At 62.8% G+C, this 22531-nt stretch carries 24 protein-coding genes; 17 read left to right on the top strand and 7 right to left on the bottom strand.

Annotation, left to right across the window (positions count from 1 at the left end):
* Positions 1 to 145: 145 nt before the first annotated feature.
* Positions 146 to 571 (top strand): FHA domain-containing protein, encoded by a 426-nt coding sequence (locus LQ952_RS07035; protein WP_238621947.1) that lies wholly within the window; start codon positions 146 to 148, stop codon positions 569 to 571.
* Positions 572 to 928: 357 nt separating this feature from the next.
* On the opposite strand, the gene LQ952_RS07030 is transcribed toward LQ952_RS07035, so the two are convergent.
* The 3 genes from LQ952_RS07030 to LQ952_RS07020 are packed head-to-tail and all read right to left on the bottom strand — an operon-like array spanning position 929 to position 4803.
* Positions 929 to 1543 (bottom strand): Maf family protein, encoded by a 615-nt coding sequence (locus tag LQ952_RS07030; protein ID WP_238621946.1) that lies wholly within the window; start codon positions 1541 to 1543, stop codon positions 929 to 931.
* Positions 1543 to 3366, bottom strand: a complete 1824-nt coding sequence (oadA, locus tag LQ952_RS07025) for a sodium-extruding oxaloacetate decarboxylase subunit alpha (protein WP_238621945.1) — start codon at positions 3364 to 3366, stop codon at positions 1543 to 1545. Before oadA ends, LQ952_RS07030 begins: the two co-directional genes overlap by 1 nt.
* 18 nt (positions 3367 to 3384) lie before the next feature.
* Entirely contained in the window at positions 3385 to 4803 is a 1419-nt protein-coding gene (locus tag LQ952_RS07020) for an acetyl-CoA carboxylase biotin carboxylase subunit (RefSeq protein WP_238621944.1), read from the bottom strand.
* A 123-nt stretch (positions 4804 to 4926) separates the two neighbouring features.
* On the opposite strand from LQ952_RS07020, the gene LQ952_RS07015 reads away from it, so the two are divergent.
* From LQ952_RS07015 to pgsA, 9 genes are all read left to right on the top strand, one after another.
* Positions 4927 to 5472 carry a YceD family protein gene (locus tag LQ952_RS07015; protein ID WP_238621943.1) on the top strand — a complete coding sequence of 182 codons (546 nt, stop codon included), beginning with the start codon at positions 4927 to 4929 and terminating at the stop codon, positions 5470 to 5472.
* Positions 5473 to 5552: 80 nt separating this feature from the next.
* Positions 5553 to 5744 (top strand): 50S ribosomal protein L32, encoded by a 192-nt coding sequence (rpmF, locus tag LQ952_RS07010; RefSeq protein ID WP_238621942.1) that lies wholly within the window; start codon positions 5553 to 5555, stop codon positions 5742 to 5744.
* A gap of 195 nt (positions 5745 to 5939) precedes the next feature.
* Positions 5940 to 6968: a phosphate acyltransferase PlsX gene (plsX, locus tag LQ952_RS07005; RefSeq protein ID WP_238621941.1), complete on the top strand. Its 1029-nt coding sequence runs from the start codon at positions 5940 to 5942 to the stop codon at positions 6966 to 6968.
* Positions 6965 to 7936, top strand: coding sequence for a beta-ketoacyl-ACP synthase III (locus LQ952_RS07000; protein WP_347402057.1), 972 nt, complete (start codon positions 6965 to 6967; stop codon positions 7934 to 7936). Before plsX ends, LQ952_RS07000 begins: the two co-directional genes overlap by 4 nt.
* A 90-nt stretch (positions 7937 to 8026) precedes the next feature.
* Complete coding sequence (locus LQ952_RS06995) at positions 8027 to 8494, top strand: CYTH domain-containing protein (RefSeq protein WP_238621940.1); 468 nt, start codon at positions 8027 to 8029, stop codon at positions 8492 to 8494.
* Between the two features lie 42 nt (positions 8495 to 8536).
* The gene (locus LQ952_RS06990; protein ID WP_238621939.1) at positions 8537 to 9217 is read left to right on the top strand and encodes a response regulator; all 681 of its coding nucleotides are present in this window, start codon (positions 8537 to 8539) and stop codon (positions 9215 to 9217) included.
* A gap of 8 nt (positions 9218 to 9225) precedes the next feature.
* Positions 9226 to 9876 (top strand): uracil-DNA glycosylase, encoded by a 651-nt coding sequence (locus LQ952_RS06985; RefSeq protein WP_238621938.1) that lies wholly within the window; start codon positions 9226 to 9228, stop codon positions 9874 to 9876.
* Positions 9873 to 11708: an excinuclease ABC subunit UvrC gene (gene uvrC, locus LQ952_RS06980; protein ID WP_238621937.1), complete on the top strand. Its 1836-nt coding sequence runs from the start codon at positions 9873 to 9875 to the stop codon at positions 11706 to 11708. Before LQ952_RS06985 ends, uvrC begins: the two co-directional genes overlap by 4 nt.
* A gap of 3 nt (positions 11709 to 11711) precedes the next feature.
* Entirely contained in the window at positions 11712 to 12266 is a 555-nt protein-coding gene (pgsA, locus tag LQ952_RS06975; protein WP_238621936.1) for a CDP-diacylglycerol--glycerol-3-phosphate 3-phosphatidyltransferase, read from the top strand.
* A 28-nt stretch (positions 12267 to 12294) separates the two neighbouring features.
* Here pgsA and aceK read toward each other — a convergent pair whose 3' ends face one another.
* Positions 12295 to 14049, bottom strand: a complete 1755-nt coding sequence (aceK, locus tag LQ952_RS06970) for a bifunctional isocitrate dehydrogenase kinase/phosphatase (RefSeq protein ID WP_238621935.1) — start codon at positions 14047 to 14049, stop codon at positions 12295 to 12297.
* Between the two features lie 360 nt (positions 14050 to 14409).
* Between aceK and aceA the strand changes: the two genes are divergently transcribed.
* The 6 genes from aceA (at position 14410) to LQ952_RS06940 (ending at position 19711) form a co-directional block, all read left to right on the top strand.
* Positions 14410 to 15720 carry an isocitrate lyase gene (aceA, locus tag LQ952_RS06965; RefSeq protein ID WP_238621934.1) on the top strand — a complete coding sequence of 437 codons (1311 nt, stop codon included), beginning with the start codon at positions 14410 to 14412 and terminating at the stop codon, positions 15718 to 15720.
* Positions 15721 to 15839: 119 nt separating this feature from the next.
* Positions 15840 to 16334 (top strand): ribonuclease E activity regulator RraA, encoded by a 495-nt coding sequence (gene rraA, locus LQ952_RS06960; RefSeq protein WP_238621933.1) that lies wholly within the window; start codon positions 15840 to 15842, stop codon positions 16332 to 16334.
* Between the two features lie 116 nt (positions 16335 to 16450).
* Positions 16451 to 18334 (top strand): DNA polymerase III subunit gamma/tau, encoded by a 1884-nt coding sequence (gene dnaX, locus LQ952_RS06955; RefSeq protein WP_238621932.1) that lies wholly within the window; start codon positions 16451 to 16453, stop codon positions 18332 to 18334.
* A gap of 80 nt (positions 18335 to 18414) precedes the next feature.
* Positions 18415 to 18741 carry a YbaB/EbfC family nucleoid-associated protein gene (locus LQ952_RS06950; protein ID WP_238621931.1) on the top strand — a complete coding sequence of 109 codons (327 nt, stop codon included), beginning with the start codon at positions 18415 to 18417 and terminating at the stop codon, positions 18739 to 18741.
* Positions 18742 to 18744: 3 nt separating this feature from the next.
* On the top strand, positions 18745 to 19341 hold the full coding sequence (gene recR, locus LQ952_RS06945) for a recombination mediator RecR (RefSeq protein ID WP_238621930.1): 597 nt from the start codon (positions 18745 to 18747) through the stop codon (positions 19339 to 19341).
* Between the two features lie 25 nt (positions 19342 to 19366).
* Complete coding sequence (locus LQ952_RS06940) at positions 19367 to 19711, top strand: histidine triad nucleotide-binding protein (protein ID WP_238621929.1); 345 nt, start codon at positions 19367 to 19369, stop codon at positions 19709 to 19711.
* A gap of 29 nt (positions 19712 to 19740) precedes the next feature.
* Here LQ952_RS06940 and rsgA read toward each other — a convergent pair whose 3' ends face one another.
* Both rsgA and LQ952_RS06930 read right to left on the bottom strand, forming a co-directional pair.
* Positions 19741 to 20628 (bottom strand): ribosome small subunit-dependent GTPase A, encoded by an 888-nt coding sequence (rsgA, locus tag LQ952_RS06935; protein WP_238621928.1) that lies wholly within the window; start codon positions 20626 to 20628, stop codon positions 19741 to 19743.
* 24 nt (positions 20629 to 20652) lie between these two features.
* The gene (locus tag LQ952_RS06930) at positions 20653 to 20991 is read right to left on the bottom strand and encodes a 4a-hydroxytetrahydrobiopterin dehydratase (RefSeq protein ID WP_238621927.1); all 339 of its coding nucleotides are present in this window, start codon (positions 20989 to 20991) and stop codon (positions 20653 to 20655) included.
* A gap of 156 nt (positions 20992 to 21147) precedes the next feature.
* Between LQ952_RS06930 and orn the strand changes: the two genes are divergently transcribed.
* Complete coding sequence (gene orn, locus LQ952_RS06925; RefSeq protein WP_238621926.1) at positions 21148 to 21693, top strand: oligoribonuclease; 546 nt, start codon at positions 21148 to 21150, stop codon at positions 21691 to 21693.
* A gap of 6 nt (positions 21694 to 21699) precedes the next feature.
* Here orn and LQ952_RS06920 read toward each other — a convergent pair whose 3' ends face one another.
* Complete coding sequence (locus tag LQ952_RS06920; RefSeq protein ID WP_238621925.1) at positions 21700 to 22524, bottom strand: sulfurtransferase; 825 nt, start codon at positions 22522 to 22524, stop codon at positions 21700 to 21702.
* Between the last annotated feature and the right edge of the window lie 7 nt (positions 22525 to 22531).

Genomic DNA, 22531 nt, shown 5'->3' with positions numbered 1-22531 from the left:
GCCTCGCCGTAGGAATCATCTTCCTTCTGGGAGAGGAGGACGTCAAAGCTAGTCTGGATGAATTCAGCAGGCCATCACAGAACCTTTTGCAAAGTCGATGTAGAATCCTTACAAAAATATTTTGCAGAACAAGGGTGGTTCGCAGATGAAGTCTGTTCCCGGCATTCCAGATGATGAGCATGAAGAAGGCTCTCCGACTCAGCGCATCAGTGCTGAGGCGGTGCGTGCGCTGTACAACCTCGACGCGGTCATGGCCTTCTCGGTGCATGGGGATAAGCATGAGTTCAAGGCTGGGGCGCGGGTCTTTGTGGTCGGCCGCAGTGCCGACTGTGACCTGGTGGTGAATGTGCCCGTTGCCTCCCGTCACCATGCGCGGGTGATCTACCGCAAGGGCAAGTTCGTGTTGGTGGATCAAAGCACCAATGGCACCTATGTCCGCATCCACGGCATGGACGAGATCTGTCTGCTCAATGGTGAGGAGCTACCGCTGGTGGGGGAGGGGGTCATCAGTCTCGGGCGCCCCGTGACGGAAGGCGATGTGGATCTGGTGACGTTTTCCGTGCCCCACTAATACCAACCCGGCAATCAAAAGTCTTTGATTGAATATTTTAAGTCATTGGTTTTTATGTTTAAATTTGAAAAATTCATGCTTGTTTGATTGCCGCCTCAATAGCAGCGAATATCACTTTTCAGGCAAATTTCAGATAAAGCCTACCGAGCCAGTGGTGAAGGGCTCTTGCCGGCACCCTTGGGGGGGCCTGTCATCACTCCCGCGCGGGAGTCCAGGGTTTCCACGCCGTCACTGGGTTCCCGCTTTCGCGGGAATGACGCCCAAAGCCGCAGGAATGACGCCCAAAGCCGCAGGAATGATGCCCAAAGCCGCGGGAATGACACCCAAAGTTGCGGGAATGACTCATCCGGAACATCCTCAGGGGCAGTCGGCTGCCGGGTTGCCCAGGACCGGGATCCCGGCCCGGGCCAGCATCCGGCATAAACGGATCAGGGGCAGACCGATCAGGGCCGTGGGGTCATCGCCTTCCAGGCGCTCGAACAGGGCAATGCCCAGGCCTTCCGACTTGAAGCTGCCGGCACAGCCGTAGGGCTTTTCCCGGCGCACGTAATCCTCGATCTCTCCCCGGCTCAGCGCGCGGAAATGCACCCGGAAGGGCACCACTGCCTCCTGTCGTTCACCGCTTCCGGCATCCAGCAGGCACAGGCCGGTATGAAAGGCCACGCTGCGTCCCGAGGCTGCGCTCAGTTGGGCCACGGCCCGGTCATGGCCGCCGGGCTTGCCCAGGATGCGACCATCCAGTTCCGCGCACTGATCCGAGCCGATGATGAGGGCGTCGGGGAAGCGGTCCCGGACCGCTTCCGCCTTGGCCCGGGCCAGGCGGGCCACCATGGCCTCGGGAGATTCTCTCGACCGGGGGGTCTCGTCCACGTCGGGGGCGCAGGTCGCAAAAGCCAACCCCAGCCGCTCCAGCAGTTCACGCCGGAACGGCGAGGTGGAGCCCAGGACCAAGGTGCGGGGTGCCCGGTCCATCAGGCCTCCTCGATTTCCACCAGGGCATCGTCCGGGTTGACGCTATCGCCCTTGGCCACGTGAATGGCCTTGACCACGCCGCCCACCGGAGCCTGAACCTCGGTTTCCATCTTCATGGCCTCCAGGATCAGCACGCCGTCACCGGGCTTGACCGTATCACCTTCCTTCACCAGCACGTCGATGATGGTGCCCGGCATGGACGTGGTGACGTGGCCGGGCTTGGTGGCCCGGGGGCGTCCACTGCCCTGCCCCCCCCCGCGCCGGGCGCCACCTTCTCCGTCCACCAGGATCTCGTCCAGGGTCTCGATGACGATCTCTTCCGGCATGCCGTCCACGGTCACGTAGAAGGGACGCATGTGATCACGCTTGTGGCCGGTGCCGGTGAGCTTGATGTGGTAGGTCTCGCCGTGCAGAGTGGCCTTGAATTCCACCGGGGCGTTCTTTTCATCACCCTGGCCGCCCAGGGGTTCCAGGGGCTCGGGGACCAGCTTGCCATCCCGGCGCTGTTGCAGGAACTCCCGGCCGATTTCCGGGAACATGGCATAGATGAGGACGTCTTCCTCGGACTGGGCCAGTTCACCGATCTGGTTGCGCAGGGCATCCATTTCGTCGTCCAGCAGGTCCGCCGGCCTGCATTCGATAACGTCGGCGTGACCGATGGCCTTTTGCCGCACCACGCTGTTGACGTGGCCGGGGGTGCGGCCGTAGCGGCCCTGCAGGTAGAGCTTCACTTCGTTGGTGATGGTCTTGTAGCGGGACTCGGTGAGGACGTTCATCACCGCCTGGGTGCCCACGATCTGAGAGGTGGGGGTGACCAGCGGCGGGTAGCCCAGGTCCTCGCGTACCCGCGGGATTTCGGCCATCACCGCGTTCACCTTGTCCAGGGCGCCCTGGGCCTTGAGCTGGCTGATGAGGTTGGAGATCATGCCGCCGGGGACTTGGGTGGTCTGCACCCGGGTGTCCACGCCGGTATATTCACTCTCGAACTGGTGGTATTTCTTGCGAATCTCGTGGAAATAGAAGCCGATCTCCTGCAGCAGGTTCAGGTCCAGGCCGGTGTCGTACTCGGTATCCCGCAATGCCGCCACCATGCTCTCGGTGGGCGCATGGCTGGTGCCGCCGGCAAAGGCGGACATGGCGGTGTTGATGTTGCTGCAGCCGTTTTCGATGGCCTTGAGGTGGCACATCTCCGACAGACCGGCGGTGGCGTGGGTGTGCAGGTGTACGGGCACCTTCACCGCATCCACCAGGGCGGCGGTGATCTCGCCGGCGGCCCGGGGGGTAAGCAGGCCCGCCATGTCCTTGATGGCGATGCTGTCGCAGCCCATCTCCACCATCTCCCGGGCCATGGTCACGAACTGGTCCAGGGTGTGCACCGGGCTGGTGGTATAGCTGATGGCGCCCTGGGCATGCTTGCCCGCCTTTTTCACCGCCTCGATGGAGACCTGCACATTGCGGGTATCGTTCATGGCGTCGAAGATGCGGAAAACGTCCATACCGTTGTCGGCGCAGCGGGCGACGAAGTCCCGCACCACGTCATCGGCGTAATGGCGATAGCCCAGCAGGTTCTGGCCCCGCAGCAGCATTTGCAGTCGGGTGTTGGGCAGGGCCTCGCGCAGCTTGCGCAGGCGTTCCCACGGGTCCTCCTTGAGAAACCGCAGGCAGGTATCAAAGGTGGCGCCGCCCCAGACCTCCAGGGACCAGAAGCCCACCGCATCCAGCTTGTCGCAGATGGGGAGCATGTCTTCCGTGCGCATGCGGGTGGCGATCAGGCTCTGGTGGCCGTCACGCAGGGTCAGGTCAGTAATCGTTACCTTGGACATCTATCAATACCTTTTGTCTTAAAGACCCTTGTGAGCCGTGATGGCGGCGGCGATGACGGCAGCCAGTTCGCGGGTCGGTCTGCGTACGGAGTAGTCGGTCAGTTCGGGGTGGGCGTCCACATAGCCGGTGTCGAAATTGCCCCTGCGGAAGGCCTCGCTGTTGAGGATTTCCAGGTGGTAGGGGATGGTGGTTTTCACCCCGTAGACGCCCATGTCGCCCAGGGCGCGACGGGCACGGCGGATCAGGCTCTCCCAGTCCATGGCCCAGACGATGAGCTTGGCGCACATGGAGTCATAATGGGGCGGGATGTGGTAGCCGGTGTAGATGGCACCATCGGTGCGAACCCCCGGTCCGCCGGGGGCGAAGTAGCGGGTGATACGGCCGAAACTGGGCAGGAAGTCGTTCTTGGGATCTTCGGCGTTGATGCGAAACTCCACCGCAAAGCCCCGGCGGGTGACCTGACTCTGGGTATAGGTCAGGGGTAGCCCGGCGGCGACCCGCAGCTGTTCCTGGACGATGTCGATGCCGGTGATCATTTCCGTGACCGGGTGTTCCACCTGCAGGCGGGTATTCATCTCCATGAAATAGAAACGCCCGTCGGCATCCATGAGGAATTCCACCGTGCCGGCGTTTTCATAGTTCACCGCCCTGGCCGCCCGTACCGCCAGTTCCCCCACTTCATGGCGCTGGGCCTCGGAGAGCTGGGGGGAAGGGGCGATTTCCACCAGCTTCTGGTGGCGGCGCTGAATGGAACAGTCACGCTCGAACAGATGGATCACGTTGCCGTGGCGATCGGCCAGGATCTGCGCCTCGATATGGCGCGGATTGATGATGGCTTTCTCCATGAAGATCTCGGTGCTGCCGAAGGCCTTGGTGGCCTCGGAGCGCACCCGCTCATAGTTGCGGCGCAGGCCGGCCTCGTCATCACAGCGGCGGATACCGCGGCCACCACCGCCGTTAGTGGCCTTGAGCATGATCGGGTAGCCGATCTCCCGGGCCAGGACGGCGGCTTCCTCCACATCCTTGAGGTTGCCTTCGCTGCCGGGAATCACGGGGACGCCCGCGGCGATCATGGCCTCCCGGGCGGCGACCTTGTCGCCCATGCGCCGGATGATGTCTGCGTCCGGCCCCACGAACTGAATCCCCCGCCGGGCGCAGGCCTGGGCAAACTGGGGATTCTCCGACAAAAAGCCGTAGCCGGGATGGATGGCGTCGCAGCCGGCGCTACGGGCCACGTTCACCAGGCGATGGACATTCAGATAGCCGGAGAGGGAGTCGGGGCCGAGAGAGTAGGATTCATCGGCCTTCTTGACATGAAGGCTGTGACGGTCGGCGTCAGTGTAGACCGCCACCGAGGTAATCCCCATTTCCGCGCAGGCCCGGATGATGCGAACGGCGATCTCACCACGGTTGGCAATCAGTAACTTATTTATCACGCAAGCATCCCGCACGTTATAAGCAAAGTACTCAGTATCCTTGAACAGGGCAGGGGTTTTCAAGCAAAAGGCGGCAGATTGCTTTTGACACTGGTGCGAGAAGGCCTTTAGAATTGCGCGCTTATGTCCGACAGCCTGCTGCCCGAACTGGTCGATCCCTTCCGTCTTGCGGACAAGTCCCGTGTCCTGGACGGCGTACTTGATCTTACCGCCATGGCGCGTCTGGCGGAGGCAATGGGCCGATCGGCTCACGGTCTGTGCCGGGTGGTGTTGTGCTTTGACCGGGGAGCATCCGGCAGGCCCCGGGTGACCGGACATGTGGTGGCCGAACTGGCGCCCCTGTGTCAGCGTTGTCTGGAACCCATGGCCCTGCCCGTGGACACCCGCTTCGAGATGCGGCTGGTGCAGGAAGATCGTCACACGGCCGGCGCCCTGGACGAGGAAGACGTGCTGGTGGTCGGTGACGAACGGCTTAACCTGGCGGCGCTGGTGGAGGACGAGCTGATGCTGTGCCTGCCGGTGGTGTCCCTGCACCCGCTTCAGGACTGTGCCGTACGGTTCCAGCCTGAGTTCAGCAGCCGGGACGTGAAGGCCGCACACAAAACAGAAGAGAACAACCCGTTTGCCGTGCTGGGTCGCCTCAAGGGCGAACAGGATGGCGACAGTTGAAACACCCCATGCCCCCCGGGTTCCGGTCGGGACCCGTGGGGCATTAGATGAATCCGTATGTATAGATTGGAGATGACACCATGGCTGTTGCACAAGGTCGCACCACCCCTTCCCGCCGGGGCATGCGTCGTTCTCACGACGCGCTGAAGGGTCCCACCCTGTCCACCGAACCCACCACCGGTGAGATCCATCGCCGTCACCACATCAGTGCCGACGGTTTCTACCGTGGCCGCCAGGTGATCAAGGCCAAGGAAGAGCAGGACGAAGAGTAAGACGTTTGCCGACCTGATCGCAGATCCGGTCGGCAGTCTGCCTCGTCAGGGGCAGCGGCTCGCATTGGGCCGGCGCGTGTGTCATCCTGCCCGCGTCGTGCCGCCTACCGGATGGAGCCGCGGGCTGTATTCCATGGGCATCGTGGATGCTTCGTCCACGATGCTTATTCGCGCTTATTCAAAGCAGGTTATCCCATGAGCGGAATCTTTACCATCGCACTGGATGCCATGGGCGGTGATCATGGTGCCCACGTGGTTGTCCCTGCGGCAGTCAAGGCCCTGGAGGAGTTTTCCGACATCCACCTGATCCTGGTGGGTGATAAGGAGCGTGTCGGGCAGGAACTGGCTACCTGCGGAAAGGCGCCTTCCGACCGGCTACGCCTGCATCACGCAGGCCAGGTGGTGGGCATGGATGAGCCGCCTTCCCAGGCCCTGCGCAACAAAAAAGACTCATCCATGCGGGTGGCCATCAACCTGGTCAAGCACCAGCAGGCCGATGCCTGCGTCAGCGCGGGCAATACCGGAGCCCTCATGGCCACTGCGCGCTATGTGCTCAAGACCCTGCCGGGTATCGATCGGCCCGCCATCATTACCGCCATTCCCGCCATCAAGGGCCACACCCACATGCTGGATCTGGGGGCCAATGTGGACTGCACCGCCACCCATCTCTATCAGTTTGCGGTGATGGGGTCCGAGCTGGCCAGTGCGGTGGACAATATTGTCTCGCCCCGTGTCGGTCTGCTGAACATCGGCGAGGAGGAGATCAAGGGTAACGATCAGGTCAAGGAGGCGGCGCGGATGCTGGAGGCCAGCCACCTGAACTATATCGGCTTCGTGGAAGGCAACGACATCTATTGTGGCGATGTGGACGTGGTGGTCTGCGATGGTTTCGTGGGCAACGTGGCCCTCAAGACCAGTGAAGGGGTGGCACGCATGGTGTCACACTACATGCGCAACGAGTTTTCGGGCAGCCTGTACAGCAAGCTGGCCGCGCTGGTCGCCATGCCGGTACTGAAGGCCTTTCGCAAGCGCATTGACCCTCGCGCCTATAACGGCGCCAGCCTGTTGGGGCTGCAGGGGGTGGTGATCAAGAGTCATGGCGGTGCCGATGCCGTGGCATTCGAGAATGCCATCCGTATCGCCCGTCTGGAGGCACAGAAACGGGTGCCGCAACGCATCGACAAGCGGCTGGAAGAACTGCTCAAAGAGGCGAACCAACAGTGATCTACTCCCGGATTACAGGTACCGGGAGTTATCTTCCGGAAAAAGTGCTGACCAATCACGATCTGGAAAAGATCGTGGAAACCTCCGATGAATGGATCCGTGAACGCACCGGCATCGGGCAGCGCCACATCGTCGCCGCCGACGAGACCACCTGCGATCTGGCGGCGCAGGCGGCGCTTGCCGCCCTGGCCATGGCGGGACGCCGTCCGGAGGATATTGATCTCATCATTGTCGGCACCACGACGCCGGATCAGGTGTTTCCCAGCACCGCCTGCCTGCTGCAGCAGCGGCTGGGTGTTCACAACGGCTGCGCCGCCTTTGATATCCAGGCGGTGTGTACCGGTTTTGTCTATGCCCTGGGCGTGGCCAACCAGTTCATCCGGTCCGGCAGTGCCCGCTGCGCCCTGGTGGTCGGTGCCGAAACCATCTCCCGTATCCTGGACTGGAATGACCGGGGCACCTGCGTCCTGTTCGGGGATGGTGCGGGGGCGGTGATTCTGGAAGCCTCGGAAGAGCCGGGCATCCTGGCGACCCACCTCCATGCCGATGGTCGTTACGAGAGCCTCCTCAGTGTGCCCCGCGGCGTCGGCAAGGGCTATGCCGATATGGTGGCCGGTGAGGCCTACCTGCAGATGAAGGGCAATGAGGTCTTCAAATGGGCGGTCAATACCCTGGGGCGCATCGTCGAGGAAACCCTGGAGGCCAGCGGTATCGAGCAGTCCCGGGTGGACTGGCTGATCCCCCATCAGGCCAATATCCGGATCATTCAGGCGACCGCCCGCAAACTCAAGATGCCCATGGACAAGGTGATTGTGACGGTGGAAAAGCACGGTAATACCTCCGCTGCCTCGGTGCCGATGGCGCTGGATGTTGCGGTGCGTGACGGGCGGATCAAGCGGGGTGACCTGGTGCTCATGGAGGCCTTCGGCGGCGGCTTTACCTGGGGATCGGCACTGCTTCATTTCTGATTGTTGCGTTGCGTCATCCGCCATCCGAAATCCTTGCAAATCGTGGTAGCATGATCCGCATATCCACCGAAGGGGTGTCCGCCGATCGCCATGGGACAGGAAATCGAAAAAAAATTCCTCGTGGTTTCAGACGTCTGGAAAGACCAGGTGACCAAGAGCGTGCAGTATCGCCAGGGCTATCTCTGCGGTAACGAGCGGACCTCGATCCGGATCAGGGTTTCCGACGACACGGCTCATCTCAATATCAAGAGCGCCACCCTGGGGATCCAGCGCCAGGAGTTCGAATATGCCATCCCGGCTCAGGATGCGCGGGAACTGCTGGACACCCTCTGCATTCATCCTCTGATCGAAAAAACCCGTCACTACGTGCCCCATGGGGAGCATGTATGGGAGGTGGATGTCTTCGAGGGCGACAATGCGGGGCTGGTGGTGGCCGAAGTGGAACTGCAGCATGCGGGCGAGTCACCCGGGTTGCCGCCCTGGGCGGGAGCAGAGGTCTCCCATGATGTCCGCTATTACAATACAAGCCTGGTCCGGCATCCCTACAAGGACTGGTGAGACATGCCTTCCTCAACCGGGATTTGTGCCGCAGGGGAAGCCATGGACAGCACTGAAAATCCCTCCCTCATGGTGGACGTGATGCTGGTGGATGATCATCTGCTGGTGCGTCGCGCCATTCGTGGACTGCTGGAAGCGCAGACGGAAAGGACCGGTATCAAGGTGGTCGGTGAGGCCGCCTCCGGTGAGGAGGCCCTGGAGCAACTGGTACGTCTGCGGCCGGACGTGGTCCTGATGGACCTCAACATGCCCGGCATGGGCGGGCTTGAGGCAACCCGCAAGGCCTTGGCGTTGCGGCCGGGTCTCAAGGTGATTGCCCTGACCGTGGAAGAGGAGGGGCCTTATCCCCGCTGGATGCTGGACACGGGGGTGGCCGGCTATCTGAGCAAGGGGTGTCAGGAGGATGAGCTGCTCCAGGCCATCCGTCTGGCCATGCGGGGCGACCGGCATGTCACGCCCAGGGTCGCCCGGCAACTGGCGGAAACCGGCGGTGGGGCCGTCGATCCCCTGGCCCGGCTCTCCCATCGGGAACGCCAGATCCTGGTGCTGATGGTGGAGGGCCATCGGCCTCAGGAGATCGCCAACCGGCTGGGTCTGAACGTGAAGACGGTCAGTACCTACAAGGCGCGTTTGCGTGAAAAGCTCGGGTGTGCATCGGACATGGAGCTTTTCCGCATGGCCATCGACCGCGGTATCATTAGCCCTTCCTCATCCTCAGATTGATGAATCCTATGTATCCCGTTCCTCCGGACTGCTTTGCTCCGGCTTGCGCCCGTTGTCCTCGGCTGGTGGATTTTCTGAGCCGGGTGCGTGCCCGTCATCCCGGCTACCACACCGCCCCTGTGCCCCCGTTTGGTGATCCCGATGCCCGGTTGCTGATCGTGGGACTGGCTCCGGGGATGCATGGCGCCAACGCCTCCGGGCGACCATTCACGGGCGATCATGCCGGTATCCTGCTCTATCAGACCCTCTTTGACATGGGTTTCGGCAGTGCGCCCGAGTCAGTCCGCTGCGATGATGGATTGGTGCTGCGGGACTGCCGCATCACCAATGCCGTCAAGTGCCTGCCGCCTGAGAACAAGCCGCTAATCAGCGAGGTGCGGGCCTGCAACGATTACCTGGCCCGGGAGCTGGCCCTGCTTGCCCGGGGCAGTGTGGTGCTGGCCCTGGGTACTCTGGCCCACAATGCCGTGCTGCGTGCCCTGGGGTTGCGCCAGTGTGCCCATCGGTTTGGTCACGGCCGTGAACACGCCCTGACCGGCGGGCTCACGCTGGTGGACTCCTACCACTGCAGTCGATACAACACCCAGACGGGTCGTCTGACGGCCCCCATGTTCAGGGCGGTCTTTGAGCAGGTGAAGCGGCATCTGGATGGTTCATGATCATCAGCGAAGGCTCACCGTCCGAGGCATTTGATCCACGCCGCTTTCTGGCCGACCTCACTACCCAGCCCGGGGTCTACCAGATGCTGGGGGAGGGCGGGGTCGTGCTTTATGTGGGCAAGGCAAAGAACCTGAAGAAGCGGGTGTCCAGCTACTTTCGCCGCACGGTGGCCAGCCCCCGGATTGCCGCCATGGTGGCCCGGATTCGGGATGTCCAGGTCATTGTCACCCGCAGCGAGGCCGAGGCCCTGTTGCTGGAAAACAACTTGATCAAGGAACAGCGCCCCCGCTACAACATCATCTTTCGGGACGACAAGTCCTACCCTTATATCTTCATCTCCCGTCACGACTATCCCCGCTTGGCCTTTCACCGCGGCGCCCGTAAGGCACCCGGACGGTATTTCGGACCCTATCCTTCGGGCCGTGCGGTCCGCGAAACCATCCATCTGCTGCAGAGGCTGTTCCTGATCCGTCCCTGTGAGGACAGTTTCTTTCAGAACCGCTCCCGGGCCTGCCTGCAGCATCAGATCCAGCGTTGCAGCGGCCCCTGCGTCGGCCTGATCGATCCGGTGGCCTACGCCGCGGATGTGGCGCATGCAGTGGACTTTCTGGAGGGGCGCAGTGAACAGGTCATCGCGGACCTGGTGCAGGCAATGGAACGGGCCGCCGCCGCCCTGGACTATGAGCACGCCGCCCGGGTCCGGGATCAGATTGCACGGCTGCGGCAGCTGTCCGAGCGTCAGTACGTCAGCGGGGAAGGCGGCGATGTGGATATCATCGCCATCGCCCGGGAGGCCGGGGAGGTCTGTGTCCAGGTGTTCTCCATTCGTGGGGGGTTGAATCTGGGTAACCGCTCGCTGTTTCCTCGCGTGCCGGAAGAAACCGCCTCCGAGTCATTGATGACCGCGTTTCTCGGGCAGTTCTATCTGAGCCGTGAAGTGCCGCCCCAGGTCATTCTCAGTCATGAGCCCGAGGACCGCGCCGTATTGCAGGATATGCTGACCCTGCGGCGTGGGCAGAGGGTGACGCTGTCCTGGAATGTGCGGGGGGATCGTGCCCGCTGGCTGGAGATGGCAACGCGCAATGCGCAGATGACCTTGGCCACCCGTCTGGCGGGGCGGGCCGGCATGCGTGAACGCCTGGAGGCCCTGCAGGATGTCCTGGACTTGGACGAGCCACCGCAGCGAATGGAGTGCTTCGACATCAGTCACACCCAGGGTGAGGCCACGGTGGCCTCCTGTGTGGTCTTTGACGGGGAGGGGCCGGTCAAGTCCGACTACCGCCGCTTCAACATCAAGGACATCACCCCGGGGGACGACTATGCCGCCATGCGCCAGGCCCTCATGCGCCGCTATACCCGTCTCAAGGCCGGAGAGGGCAAGTTGCCGGACATCCTTTTCATTGACGGTGGCAAGGGGCAGGTGCGTCAGGCCCTGGAGGTGCTGGAGACGCTGCAGGTCAGTGGTGTCATGGTGGTCGGGGTGGCCAAGGGCGAAGACCGGCGGCCCGGAACGGAAACCCTGATCTTGAGCGATGCGGCCCGGCCGTCTATACTGCCGCCGGGCTCCAGGGCACTGCATCTCATCCAGCAGATTCGTGACGAGGCCCACCGCTTTGCCATTACCGGGCATCGGCAGCGCCGGGCCAAGGCCCGCAGTACCTCACCGCTGGAGCAGATACACGGCATGGGTCCCAAGCGACGCCAGCAGTTACTGAAGCACTTCGGCGGACTTCAGGGTGTGTGCCGCGCCGACGTGGAAGCGCTCGCCAAGGTTCCCGGCATCAGTCGCAAGCTGGCGCAGCAGATTTTCGATTCGCTACATGACGACTGATCCATGACATTTTCGATTCCCAATCTTCTCACCTGGATGCGTATCGGCCTGATCCCTCTGATCGTGGTGGCCTATTACTATCCGCACCCCCTATCCGGTCCGGTGAGTGCCATGATCTTTGCCCTGGCCGGCATCACGGACTGGCTGGATGGTTATCTGGCGCGGCGTCTGGGGCAGACCTCCAGCTTCGGCGCTTTCCTGGACCCGGTGGCGGACAAACTGATGGTGGCCACGGCCCTGGTGTTGCTGGTGGATAACCCGGGCGGCATGCTGCTGGCGGTGGCCGCCGCCGTCATCATTGGTCGGGAGATCGCCATTTCCGCCTTGCGGGAATGGATGGCCGCGCTGGGGCAGCGGGGCAAGGTGGCCGTGTCCTGGATCGGCAAGCTCAAGACCACGGCACAGATGGTAGCCATCTTCCTGCTGCTCCATGCCCAACCCATCCTGGGGTTACCCACCTTCACCCTCGGTCTAGTGCTGCTCTACGTGGCCGCGGCGCTGACCCTGTGGTCCATGTTCCATTATCTGCGGGCGGCCCTGAGCGTCGCGGAAAACTGATTCCGCTGGTCACCTTCTGCCGCTTCCTCTAAAGGGAACTGGCCGCCTGCGCTTCCGGGCGCAGGCTGGTGTCAAACCGCACGCCCTGGGGATAGGGAAACACATCCCCATGAATCCCCTTCTTCACATCCTCCTGCCTGCGCTGCCAGTAGCGGTAGTCGAACAGGTCCCGATGCAACTGCATCAGTAGCCGCCGTATCCGCGGGTCGGTGCTCAGAAAGGTCGGGAATTCCTCGGGAAAGATCTCGTTGGGACCGGCTGAATACCAAGCATCAGAACTGAGTTCGTCTTCCGGAAACGGCGAGGGCGGGATCTTGCGGAAGTGGCACTCCGTCAGATAGCAGATCTCGTCGTAGTCGTAGAACACCACCTTGCCGCTGTCGGTTACCCCGAAGTTCTTGAACAACAGGTCCCCGGGAAAGATGTTCACGCCGATCAGCTGCTTGATGGCCAGCCCCCATTCCTCCAGGGCGGCACGGGTGCCGGCCTCGTCGGCCTGTCCCAGGTAGACGTCCAACGGCAGCATTCGTTTCTCGATATAGAGGTGCTTGATGACCAGGTTGCCGCTGCCGATTTCCACCTGAGAGGTCACCTCGTTCTTGAGCACCTCCAGCAGCCCGGGTGAAAAACGCGCCAGGGGAAAGGCGACCTCGGAGAATTCCAGGGTATCCGCCATCCGCCCCACCCGGTCATGCATCTTCACCTGCAGGTAGCGGCGCTCGATCAGTTCATGGGTGACGTCCTTCTGGGGTGGGAAACGGTCCTTGATCACCTTGAACACATAGGGGTAAGAGGGCAGGGTGAAGACCACCATGACCAGCCCCGGGGTGCCGGGAGCGATGGAAAAATGATCGGTGCTGTTGGCCAGGTGGCGCAGGAAATCCCGGTAGAACTCGTTCTTGGCCTGCTTGTGAAAGCCGATGCTCATGTAGAGCTCGGCCACCGGCTTATCCGGCATCAGGTCCTGCAGAAAGACCACGGTGGCGGCCGGTACCGGGGTTTTCACCACAAAATAGGCCCGGGCAAAGCTGAATACCGCCTCAGCCTCTTCCTCGGTGGTGAGCAGGGCATCTGCCACCAGACCGGTGCCCTCGATATTGTTCAAGGGAATGATGAAGGGATGGCTGCGACCTTCATGCACCACCCGGCCGATCAGGTAGGCCGCCTTGTTGCGAAAGAAGGGGAATTCCAGCACGTCGATGCGCAGGTCCCCCATGGCCTCGGGGCCGAATTTGGAGCGGGCCTCCAGGGCGCGGGCGATATTGTGTACGTCTTTGGCCAGGTCCGTGTGGGGCAGGTTGAAGTAGAAGGCCGAGAGGATTTCCCAGATGCAGGTGTCCACACCTCCATCCCGGGTGTGGAAAGACAGATAGCCCCGGTAGCGCTCTGCCAGTTCCTTGCGATTGGCCACCGACTCCAGGAAGATCATGTCATTGTTGTAATACTTCCGCTCAAACAGCCGACAGAACACGGAATTGTAGAAGGTCTCGGCCAGCTCCGGCCGGGAGTGGTGCTGCAGCAGATCCATGTACGCGATCTTGACCAGTTGCCATAGTCCCTCCTCCAGACCATTGATGCCGAAGGTGGCGCGAACCTTGCCGAGGGTTTCCTGCACCCGCTGGTCATAGGAGCTGATGCGCTTGACCGAGGCCGCCCGAACCGCGTCCCAGTCCGCGTGTTCGAAGCGCTCCCGGGCGCTGCTGGTGATTTCCTGGAAGAACGAAAAATGACGCTCGAAACCGGTCAGGATGGAGCGGGCAATCTGCCGCGCGCGTTCATTCATCAGTCTGGCTACCTGTGGTCGCTGGGCGGGTGACGATCGGCAATGGACGAAATCTACTACATTCTTACCCTGGTAGGGCGCCCAATTTCGCCGTGCGTCGTGAGTTGCGGGGCATCGGGCAGCCATCAGTATTTAACCGGTTTGCCCCAAAATTCGATAAGCATTTAATTATTTAATATTGAATATTGAAATTTATTTTACGCATACAGTCATTTCTGGACTACGCTTGCTGCCTTCGCGCTGAATGGTTAACTGGAATGCTGGGACTTGAGCCCAACCATCGGCACAATGCATGTTCCGAGCAGTATCGCCTGTTCAAACGGGCAAAACGACTCAGAGATCACAGAGGACCAAGGCAACATGAACAGAGAAGAACAGATCAAGGCGCTCGAAGCGGACTGGGCCAACAATCCGCGCTGGAAGGATGTGAAGCGTGGTTATACCGCCGCTGAAGTGGTGCGCCTGCGTGGCTCCGTTCAGCCTGAGTACACCCTGGCCCGCATGGGCGCCGAAAAGCTGTGGAAGCGGGTCAACGGTGAGGCCAAGAAGGGCTATGTGAATGCCTTCGGTGCCATCACCGCCGGTCAGGCCATGCAGCAGGCCAAGGCCGGTCTGGAAGCCGTGTACCTGTCCGGCTGGCAGGTGGCCGCCGACGGCAACACCTCCGAGACCATGTATCCCGACCAGTCTCTGTATGCCTATGATTCCGTGCCGACCATGGTGCGTCGCATCAATAACACCTTCAAGCGCGCCGATGAGATCCAGTGGTCCCGCGGTATCAACCCCGGTGACGAAGGGTATGTGGACTATTTCCTGCCCATCGTGGCCGATGCCGAGGCCGGTTTCGGCGGCGTGCTCAACGCCTTCGAACTGATGAAGAACATGATCGCCGCCGGTGCCGCCGGTGTGCACTTCGAAGACCAGCTGGCCGCCGTGAAGAAGTGCGGTCACATGGGTGGCAAGGTGCTGGTGCCCACCCGTGAAGCCATTGAGAAGCTGATCGCCGCCCGCTTCGCCGCCGACGTCATGGGCGTGCCCACCATCGTGCTGGCCCGTACCGATGCCGAAGCCGCTAACCTGATCACCTCCGATCACGACGAGAATGACAAGCCCTTCCTCACCGGCGAGCGGACCCAGGAAGGCTTCTACCGGGTCAAGAACGGCCTGGAGCAGGCCATCAGTCGTGGCGTTTCCTACGCCCCTTATGCCGACCTGGTGTGGTGCGAAACCGGCACCCCGGACCTGGGCTTCGCCCGTGAGTTCGCCCAGGCCGTGCACGCCGAATGCCCCGGCAAGCTGCTGTCCTATAACTGCTCCCCGTCCTTCAACTGGAGGAAGAACCTGGACGACAAGACCATCGCCAAGTTCCAGGATGAACTGTCCGCGCTGGGCTACAAGTACCAGTTCATCACCTTGGCGGGTATCCACGTCAACTGGTTCAACACCTTCAACTTCGCCTACAACTATGCCCGCGGCGAAGGCATGAAGCACTACGTGGAAATGGTGCAGGAGCCGGAGTTCAAGGCCCGCGAGCGTGGTTACACCTTCGTGTCCCACCAGCAGGAAGTGGGTGCCGGTTACTTCGATGAAGTCACCACCGTCATCCAGGGCGGTTCCTCCAGCGTCAAGGCGCTGGCCGGTTCCACCGAAGAAGAGCAGTTCCACGGTTGATGTCATCCGTCCCGGATGCCCTTCAAGGGCGTTCCGGGACACGCCGTGAACCGGCCGGGCCGTACTCGCTTCATGGCGGTACGGCCTTTTTTTTACACTTTCGCAAAGGGTGATGGGCAATGGCTTCCGAAATGGCAAGTTTTCAGGGGACGGCGGACCTGTGCGATGAACATGAGGATCATCCGGGTCTGCAGGTGGCAGAGCCGCTGTTCAGGGATTTTGGCGGCGAGCGGGCCTTTTCCGGCGAGATCGTGACCCTCAAGTGTTTCGAGGACAACACCAAGGTCCGGGAGATGCTGGGGGAGGATGGGCGCGGCAAGGTGCTGGTGGTGGATGCCGGCGGTTCACTGCGCTGCGCCATGCTGGGGGATCAGCTGGCGGTGTTGGCGGTCAAGAATGGCTGGGCAGGGGTGGTGATGTATGGTTGTATCCGTGATTCCCGTGCCTGCGCTGGTCTGCCACTGGGGGTCAAGGCCCTGGCTACCCATCCCCTCAAGAGTCGTAAGCTGGGGGTCGGCCAGGTGAACGTGCCGGTGAAATTCGCCGGGGTCGGCTTCAAGCCCGGTGACCGCCTGTTCGCCGACGAGGACGGCATCGTCGTGCTGCCCGCCTGATGCCGGCCCCCATCGCCGCACCACCTGAGGCCCCGGCTGCGTTATCATGGCCGCTCGTACCCGCTGCCTTTGGCCGGTGCGGCGTATGACCCTTTCCGGCAACCGCAACGAGATTCATGAGCTATCAGGTCCTGGCCCGCAAGTGGCGCCCCCGTAGTTTCGAGGAACTGGTTGGGCAGCCCCATGTGGTGCGTGCCCTGTCCAACGCCCTGCGCGAGGACCGGCTGCACCATGCGTACCTCTTCACCGGCACCCGGGGGGTGGGCAAGACCACCATTGCCCGGGTTCTGGCCAAGTGCCTCAACTGTGAAACGGGCGTGACTGCCACCCCCTGTGGTCGGTGCGGTGCCTGTCGTGAGATCGATGCCGGACGCTTCATCGATCTGATCGAGGTGGATGCGGCCTCCCGTACCAAGGTGGAGGATACCCGGGAGCTGCTGGATAACGTGCCCTATGCCCCCACCCGGGGCCGCTTCAAGGTCTACCTGATCGACGAAGTGCACATGCTTTCCACTCACAGCTTCAATGCCCTGCTCAAGACCCTGGAAGAGCCGCCACCCCATGTAAAGTTCCTGCTGGCCACCACTGATCCCCAGAAGTTGCCGGTCACCATCCTGTCCCGTTGTCTGCAGTTCAACCTCAAGGCCATGCCGGCGCAGATGATCGCGGATCACCTGCAGCAGGTGTTGCAAAGTGAGGCCATCGAGGCCGAGCCCGCCGCCGTCCTGCAGGTCGCCCGTGCCGCCTCGGGCAGCATGCGCGATGCCCTGAGCCTGCTGGATCAAGCCATCGGTTTTGGTGATGGTGCCTTGCGGGCGGAGGAGGTGCGGGAGATGCTCGGGTCCATGTCCCGGGATCATCTGCTGCGGCTGCTCCAGGCCCTGGCCGCTGCCGATGTCCGGGCGGTGCTGGCCGTGGTGGATGAGCTCTCCTCCCACTCGCCGGACTACGGGGCGGTACTGGCCGAGCTGATCACCCTGCTGCATCATCTGGCCTTGGCCCAGCAGGTGCCCGAGGTACTGGACAACCTGCCCGATGAACGGGAAGCCCTGGCAGAACTGGCCCGGTGTCTGACCCCGGAAGACCTGCAGCTCTACTACCAGATCGCCCTGATCGGCCGCCGGGACCTGCCCCTGGTGCCTGAGCCCCGCAGCGGCCTGGAAATGATCCTGCTGCGCATGCTGGCCTTTCGTCCGGTCGAGGTTCAATCCGACCGGCTACAGACACCGGTCGTAAAACCGATGTCGCCACCCCGGGCCGAACCGAAGGTGTCGGAGCCGCGATCCGTGCCCCGACGCCCCAGTGATATCCTGGCGCAACTGGAAGGTGGGTCTGCGGCCGGCACACCGGCACCGGCACCGGCACCGGCACCGGCACCGGCACCGGCACCGGCTGCCGCGGCCGACCCCGTCGCTGCGGTCCCCGAAACGATACCGACGCCCCGTCAACGCAGTGCACCGCCAGGGCCGGTCGAGCCGGACATGCCCGAGCCGCCACCCTGGCTGGACGAGGAGGGCTCATCCCCGGCGGCCGTGGTGCCGCCCGCTCCGACAGAGGAGGCACCGGTGCCGACAGCGCCCGTGCCGCCGCACCCTGCGCAGGCCGATGCCGCACAGCATCTGGACTGGGGGGCTCTGGTGCCTTCGCTGGGCCTGGGTGCGGTGGCCGGGCAGCTGGTGAGTCATTGTGCCCTGGAAGGCTACGACGGTCAGGAGCTGCTGCTGAGCCTGGAGCCCAAGTATGATCATCTGAAGACGGCGATGTCCCAGCAGCGGCTGGAGACCGCCGTGCAGTCCCGGCTGGGTCGGCCTGTCAGGGTGCGCATCCGGCTGGGTCGGCCCGCTTCGGATACGCCGGCCGCGGCGGCGGCCCGTGCCCGTGCCCGGCGGCAGCAGGCCGCCGAGCAGGATATGGATGAAGACCCCGTGGCGGGAGCCATCAAGGCCCGCTTCCATGCGGAGCTGGTGGCCGGCTCCGTACGCCCTGTGGAGGGAGATTGAGCGCAGGCGCGTGTTTCATGCACCGGGAGGCTTTACACTACGCCTCCCTAGATTAACTGAACCCTAGAAAGGTGATTGATATGCTCAAAGGCGGACTTGGGAACCTGATGAAACAGGCCCAGAAGATGCAGGAAGATATGGCCCGTGCCCAGGCCGAACTGGCCGAGATGGAAGTGACCGGTCAGGCCGGCGGCGGCATGGTCAGCGTGGTCATGAGCGGCAAGCATTCCGTGAGCCGGGTGACCATCGATCCCAGCGTACTGGAAGAAGATCGCGACATGCTGGAAGACCTGCTGACGGCCGCCATGAACGACGCGGTACAGAAGGTGGAAGACATGACCCGCGAACATCTGGGTGCCGTCACCCAGGGCATGGGTTTGCCGGGCGGATTTAAGCTGCCGTTCTGATCCATGGACGGGGCGCCCCTTCTTGATCGACTGGTGGAGGCACTGCGCTGCCTCCCCGGTGTGGGTCCGAAATCGGCCCAGCGCATGGCCCTGCATGTGCTGGAGCGGGACCGTGAAGGGGCGCTGCGGCTGTCCGAACTGCTGAAACAGGCGGCCGAGCGTATCGGCCATTGTCGGCGCTGCCGCACCCTGACCGAGGATGAACTCTGCCGGGTCTGCGCCGATACCCGGCGGGACCCAGGCTCAGTGTGTGTGGTGGAGACCCCGGCGGACCTGCTGGCGATCGAGCAGGCCACAGGCTTTCGCGGTCAATACCACGTACTGCTGGGCCAGCTTTCTCCCCTGGACGGTATCGGTCCGGAGGAGCTAGGCCTGGACCGACTGGAGGCCCGTCTGGCCGAAGGCGAGATCCGGGAACTGATTCTGGCTACCGGTACCACAGTGGAAGGGGAGGTCACCGCCCACTATATCGCGGACATGGCTCGGGCTTGTGGGGTGCGTGCCACCCGTATTGCCCATGGCATCCCGCTGGGCGGCGAACTGGAGTACGTGGACCGCGGTACGCTCTCTCATGCGTTTTCAGGCCGGCGTGATCTTTAGGTCGGCCATCAACGAGTTGAAGGACATGACTGATTGCATCTTCTGCAAGATTGCCGATGGCAAGATTCCGGCGGACATCGTTTACCAGGACGATCGGGTGGTGGCGTTTCGTGACCTCAACCCCCAGGCCCCGCTGCATGTGCTGGTGATTCCCAGGCAGCATTTCGACACCATTGCCGACATGGCCCAGGCCGATATGGCCCTGGTGGGTCACATGCAGTGGGTGGGGCTTGAAATGGCCCGCCAGGCCGGGGTGGTGGAAGACGGCTTTCGCACCGTCATCAACTGCAATGCGGACGGCGGTCAGTCGGTCTATCACCTGCACATGCATGTGCTGGGTGGCCGCCAGATGGCCTGGCCTCCGGGCTGATCGATGATGCCGCGGCGGGGGCTTGGTTTCTAGGCCTCGGCCGCCTCCAGCAACGCCCGGTAGCTTTCATATCGCCGCCGGTCGATCTTTCCTTCGTCCAGGGCGGTCTTCACCGCGCAGCCCGGCTCCACCGTGTGGCTGCAGTTGTGAAACCGGCACTCCGGGGCCAGGGCCCTGAGTTCCACGAAACCTTCCGCCAACTCCCGTCGGGGGGCCGGGCCGGGGGTGAAATCGCGTACGCCGGGTGAATCGATCAGGGCGCCGCCGCAGGGCAGGCGGTAGACGGTGGCGTTGGTGGTGGTATGGCGGCCTTCGCCGCTGAGTTCGGACAGGGCGCCGATGCGGATCTCAAGATCCGGCAGCAGCGCCTGGATCAGGGAGGACTTGCCCACTCCGGACTGGCCCACCAGTACGCTGGTGCCCATGGCCAGGAAGGCCCTGAGGGCCTCCATGCCCTGACCATTTGACACACTGGTCCTGAGGACCGGATAACCCAGTGCCTCGTAGCCCTTCAGGGCCGCTGCCGTGCCGTTCGGGTCCGCGTCAGGCCGGTCCGCCTTGTTGTAGAGGATCAGCGCCCGGGCCGGTAACCGCTCTATGGCCACCAGATAGCGGTCCACCAGGGGCCAGCTCGGGGCCGGGGCGGCGGCGGTGACGACCACCACCTGATCCACGTTGGCGGCGATGTTCTTGCGCTGCCCGCGGGGATCGACCCGTTCGAGCAGGTTGCCGCGGGTGCGGATGTCGGTGACCACGCCCACCCCGCTGTGCTCCGGGTGCCAGGACACGGCATCGTTGCAGACCACATGTTCCAGCTTGCGGCGGGGAGTGCAGCGGTGGACGTGGCCGTCCTCGTCTTCCACCAGCACTTGTGAGCCAAAGCGGGTGATGACCCTGCCGGGTCTGGATGCTTTCATTGCCGTCCCAGGTTGATGTCCGATTCAGTCTTCCAGCAAGCGGTCCACCCGGGCGGCGCAGATGAAGTCGTTTTCCGACAGGCCGCCGATGGCATGGGTGGTGAACCGCACCAGACAACGATCATAGCCTACCTGAAGGTCCGGGTGGTGATCTTCCCGGTGGGCCACCCAGGCGGCGGCATTGACGAAGGCCATGGTCTGATGAAAATCGGGAAACCGGAACGTGCGTTCAATGGCATGGCCTTCGTCAGCCACCCGCCAGTCCGGGGACAGGGACTTCATGAAACTCTGGATGTCCACCTTGTCCATGGGTGGGGTGCTACCCTCGCAGGGGACGCAGTGTCGGTCATGGAGCTGGCTCATGGGGGATTCCTCCTTTCTCGGCGGCGGGCAGGCCCGGCCTCGAAAATGCGCTCATGTACAGTGTAGACTGTGGCCGCGCTACCGGCGTTCCCCCCCCGGCGGCGAGCCTCTTGCAATGAACGCTCAGAGCGTGCCGTCACGGCACAAAGGAAGCCCATGAATCCCAATCCGGAGAATCTGGTCTGGATCGACCTGGAAATGACCGGCCTGGACCCGCAGTCCGACTACATCATCGAGATTGCCACCATCGTGACGGACAAGGAGCTGAACCTGCTGGCGGAGGGCCCCGTGATCGCCGTCCACCAGACCGAAGAGATCCTGAGTCGGATGGATGACTGGAACCGCAATACCCATGGCCGCTCCGGCCTGCTGGATCGGGTGAAGATGAGCCTGTACAACGAGGTGGAGGCGGAGCAGGAAACCCTGCGGTTTCTGAAGCAGTTCGTGCCGCCGCGCTCATCCCCCATGTGCGGTAACAGTATCTGTCAGGACCGGCGCTTCTTGTACCGCTGCATGCCCGACCTGGAGGCCTTCTTTCATTACCGCAATCTGGACGTGAGTACCCTGAAGGAACTGGCCCGCAGATGGGCCCCGGGGGTGCTTAACAGCCTGTCCAAGGATGCCACCCACAAGGCCCTGCAGGATATTCGCGACTCCATCGCCGAGCTGCGCCACTATCGTGAGCACATGCTCAAGGTGTAGGCGGCTTCAGGTTTCGATGGGGGTATCGTCCCGGTTGCCCCAGTCGGACCAGCTGCCCGGATAGCCTCTCACCCGCTCATACCCCAGGTGCTCCAGCACCAGCCAGTTCAGGGCGGAGCGGTGGTGGGTGTGGCAGTAGACGACGATCTCCTTTTCCGGGGTGATGCCCTGCTCCAGCAGGGCCTGTCGCAGTGTCTCTTCAGGACGCAGACGACGGTGATGCTCCAGATCCAGGCAGCGGACCCAGTCGAAGGAGATGGCGCCGGGAATGTGGCCGCCCCGGGCCGCGTAGGCCACCCGGCCGGTAAATTCATCGCTGCTGCGGGCATCCATCAGAATCACTTCCTCATCCCGTAGATGGGCCATGATCCAGTCCCGGTCGGCAACCCGCACATTCCCGTAGGCGAGAGGGTATTCCAGATTCAGCGGCGGTGCCTCCGGGGCGGGCTGGGTGGTGGTGGACAGATTCGCCGCTGACCAGGCCGCCAGTCCGCCGCTGAGCAATGACAGGTCTTCATGGCCGCACACCGCCAGGGTCCAGAGAAAGCGGGCGGCCTTGCCGCCGCCTTCCTCGTCGTAGCACACCACGTGGGTATCCGGACCGATGCCCAGTTCCGCCAGGATGGCGCGCAGCGTGGCGACGTCCGGCAGCAGTCCCATGACGGGTCCGGCGGCGGTGACGATGCGTCCGTAATCCAGGTGAACGGCCCCCGGTACGTGGCCGCCGGCGTAGAGGTCGGCCTGGCTCAGGTCAACGATTCGCAGACGCTGATCCTGCAGCCTGGCCTCAAGGGCCAGGGGTTCGATGATGCGCGGCGTATCCTCGCTCATGGCATGT

The sequence above is a fragment of the Ectothiorhodospira lacustris genome (genome assembly GCF_022227785.1).
In the GTDB taxonomy this organism is placed as follows: Bacteria; Pseudomonadota; Gammaproteobacteria; order Ectothiorhodospirales; family Ectothiorhodospiraceae; genus Ectothiorhodospira; species Ectothiorhodospira lacustris.
This window is presented reverse-complemented; position numbering and strand designations above follow the sequence as displayed.

Excerpts from the sequence above, each read along its gene's own strand:
- oadA (WP_238621945.1), bottom strand. The coding sequence starts at position 3,366 with ATGTCCAAGGTAACGATTACTGACCTGACCCTGCGTGACGGCCACCAG.
- LQ952_RS06990 (WP_238621939.1), top strand. The coding sequence starts at position 8,537 with ATGGACAGCACTGAAAATCCCTCCCTCATGGTGGACGTGATGCTGGTG.
- aceK (WP_238621935.1), bottom strand. The coding sequence starts at position 14,049 with ATGAATGAACGCGCGCGGCAGATTGCCCGCTCCATCCTGACCGGTTTC.
- rsgA (WP_238621928.1), bottom strand. The coding sequence starts at position 20,628 with ATGAAAGCATCCAGACCCGGCAGGGTCATCACCCGCTTTGGCTCACAA.
- LQ952_RS06940 (WP_238621929.1), top strand. The coding sequence starts at position 19,367 with ATGACTGATTGCATCTTCTGCAAGATTGCCGATGGCAAGATTCCGGCG.
- plsX (WP_238621941.1), top strand. The coding sequence starts at position 5,940 with ATGAGCGGAATCTTTACCATCGCACTGGATGCCATGGGCGGTGATCAT.
- uvrC (WP_238621937.1), top strand. The coding sequence starts at position 9,873 with ATGATCATCAGCGAAGGCTCACCGTCCGAGGCATTTGATCCACGCCGC.
- LQ952_RS06995 (WP_238621940.1), top strand. The coding sequence starts at position 8,027 with ATGGGACAGGAAATCGAAAAAAAATTCCTCGTGGTTTCAGACGTCTGG.
- LQ952_RS06985 (WP_238621938.1), top strand. The coding sequence starts at position 9,226 with ATGTATCCCGTTCCTCCGGACTGCTTTGCTCCGGCTTGCGCCCGTTGT.
- rpmF (WP_238621942.1), top strand. The coding sequence starts at position 5,553 with ATGGCTGTTGCACAAGGTCGCACCACCCCTTCCCGCCGGGGCATGCGT.
- LQ952_RS06920 (WP_238621925.1), bottom strand. The coding sequence starts at position 22,524 with ATGAGCGAGGATACGCCGCGCATCATCGAACCCCTGGCCCTTGAGGCC.
- LQ952_RS06930 (WP_238621927.1), bottom strand. The coding sequence starts at position 20,991 with ATGAGCCAGCTCCATGACCGACACTGCGTCCCCTGCGAGGGTAGCACC.
- aceA (WP_238621934.1), top strand. The coding sequence starts at position 14,410 with ATGAACAGAGAAGAACAGATCAAGGCGCTCGAAGCGGACTGGGCCAAC.
- dnaX (WP_238621932.1), top strand. The coding sequence starts at position 16,451 with ATGAGCTATCAGGTCCTGGCCCGCAAGTGGCGCCCCCGTAGTTTCGAG.
- orn (WP_238621926.1), top strand. The coding sequence starts at position 21,148 with ATGAATCCCAATCCGGAGAATCTGGTCTGGATCGACCTGGAAATGACC.
- LQ952_RS07015 (WP_238621943.1), top strand. The coding sequence starts at position 4,927 with ATGTCCGACAGCCTGCTGCCCGAACTGGTCGATCCCTTCCGTCTTGCG.
- LQ952_RS06950 (WP_238621931.1), top strand. The coding sequence starts at position 18,415 with ATGCTCAAAGGCGGACTTGGGAACCTGATGAAACAGGCCCAGAAGATG.
- rraA (WP_238621933.1), top strand. The coding sequence starts at position 15,840 with ATGGCTTCCGAAATGGCAAGTTTTCAGGGGACGGCGGACCTGTGCGAT.
- LQ952_RS07035 (WP_238621947.1), top strand. The coding sequence starts at position 146 with ATGAAGTCTGTTCCCGGCATTCCAGATGATGAGCATGAAGAAGGCTCT.
- recR (WP_238621930.1), top strand. The coding sequence starts at position 18,745 with ATGGACGGGGCGCCCCTTCTTGATCGACTGGTGGAGGCACTGCGCTGC.
- LQ952_RS07030 (WP_238621946.1), bottom strand. The coding sequence starts at position 1,543 with ATGGACCGGGCACCCCGCACCTTGGTCCTGGGCTCCACCTCGCCGTTC.
- pgsA (WP_238621936.1), top strand. The coding sequence starts at position 11,712 with ATGACATTTTCGATTCCCAATCTTCTCACCTGGATGCGTATCGGCCTG.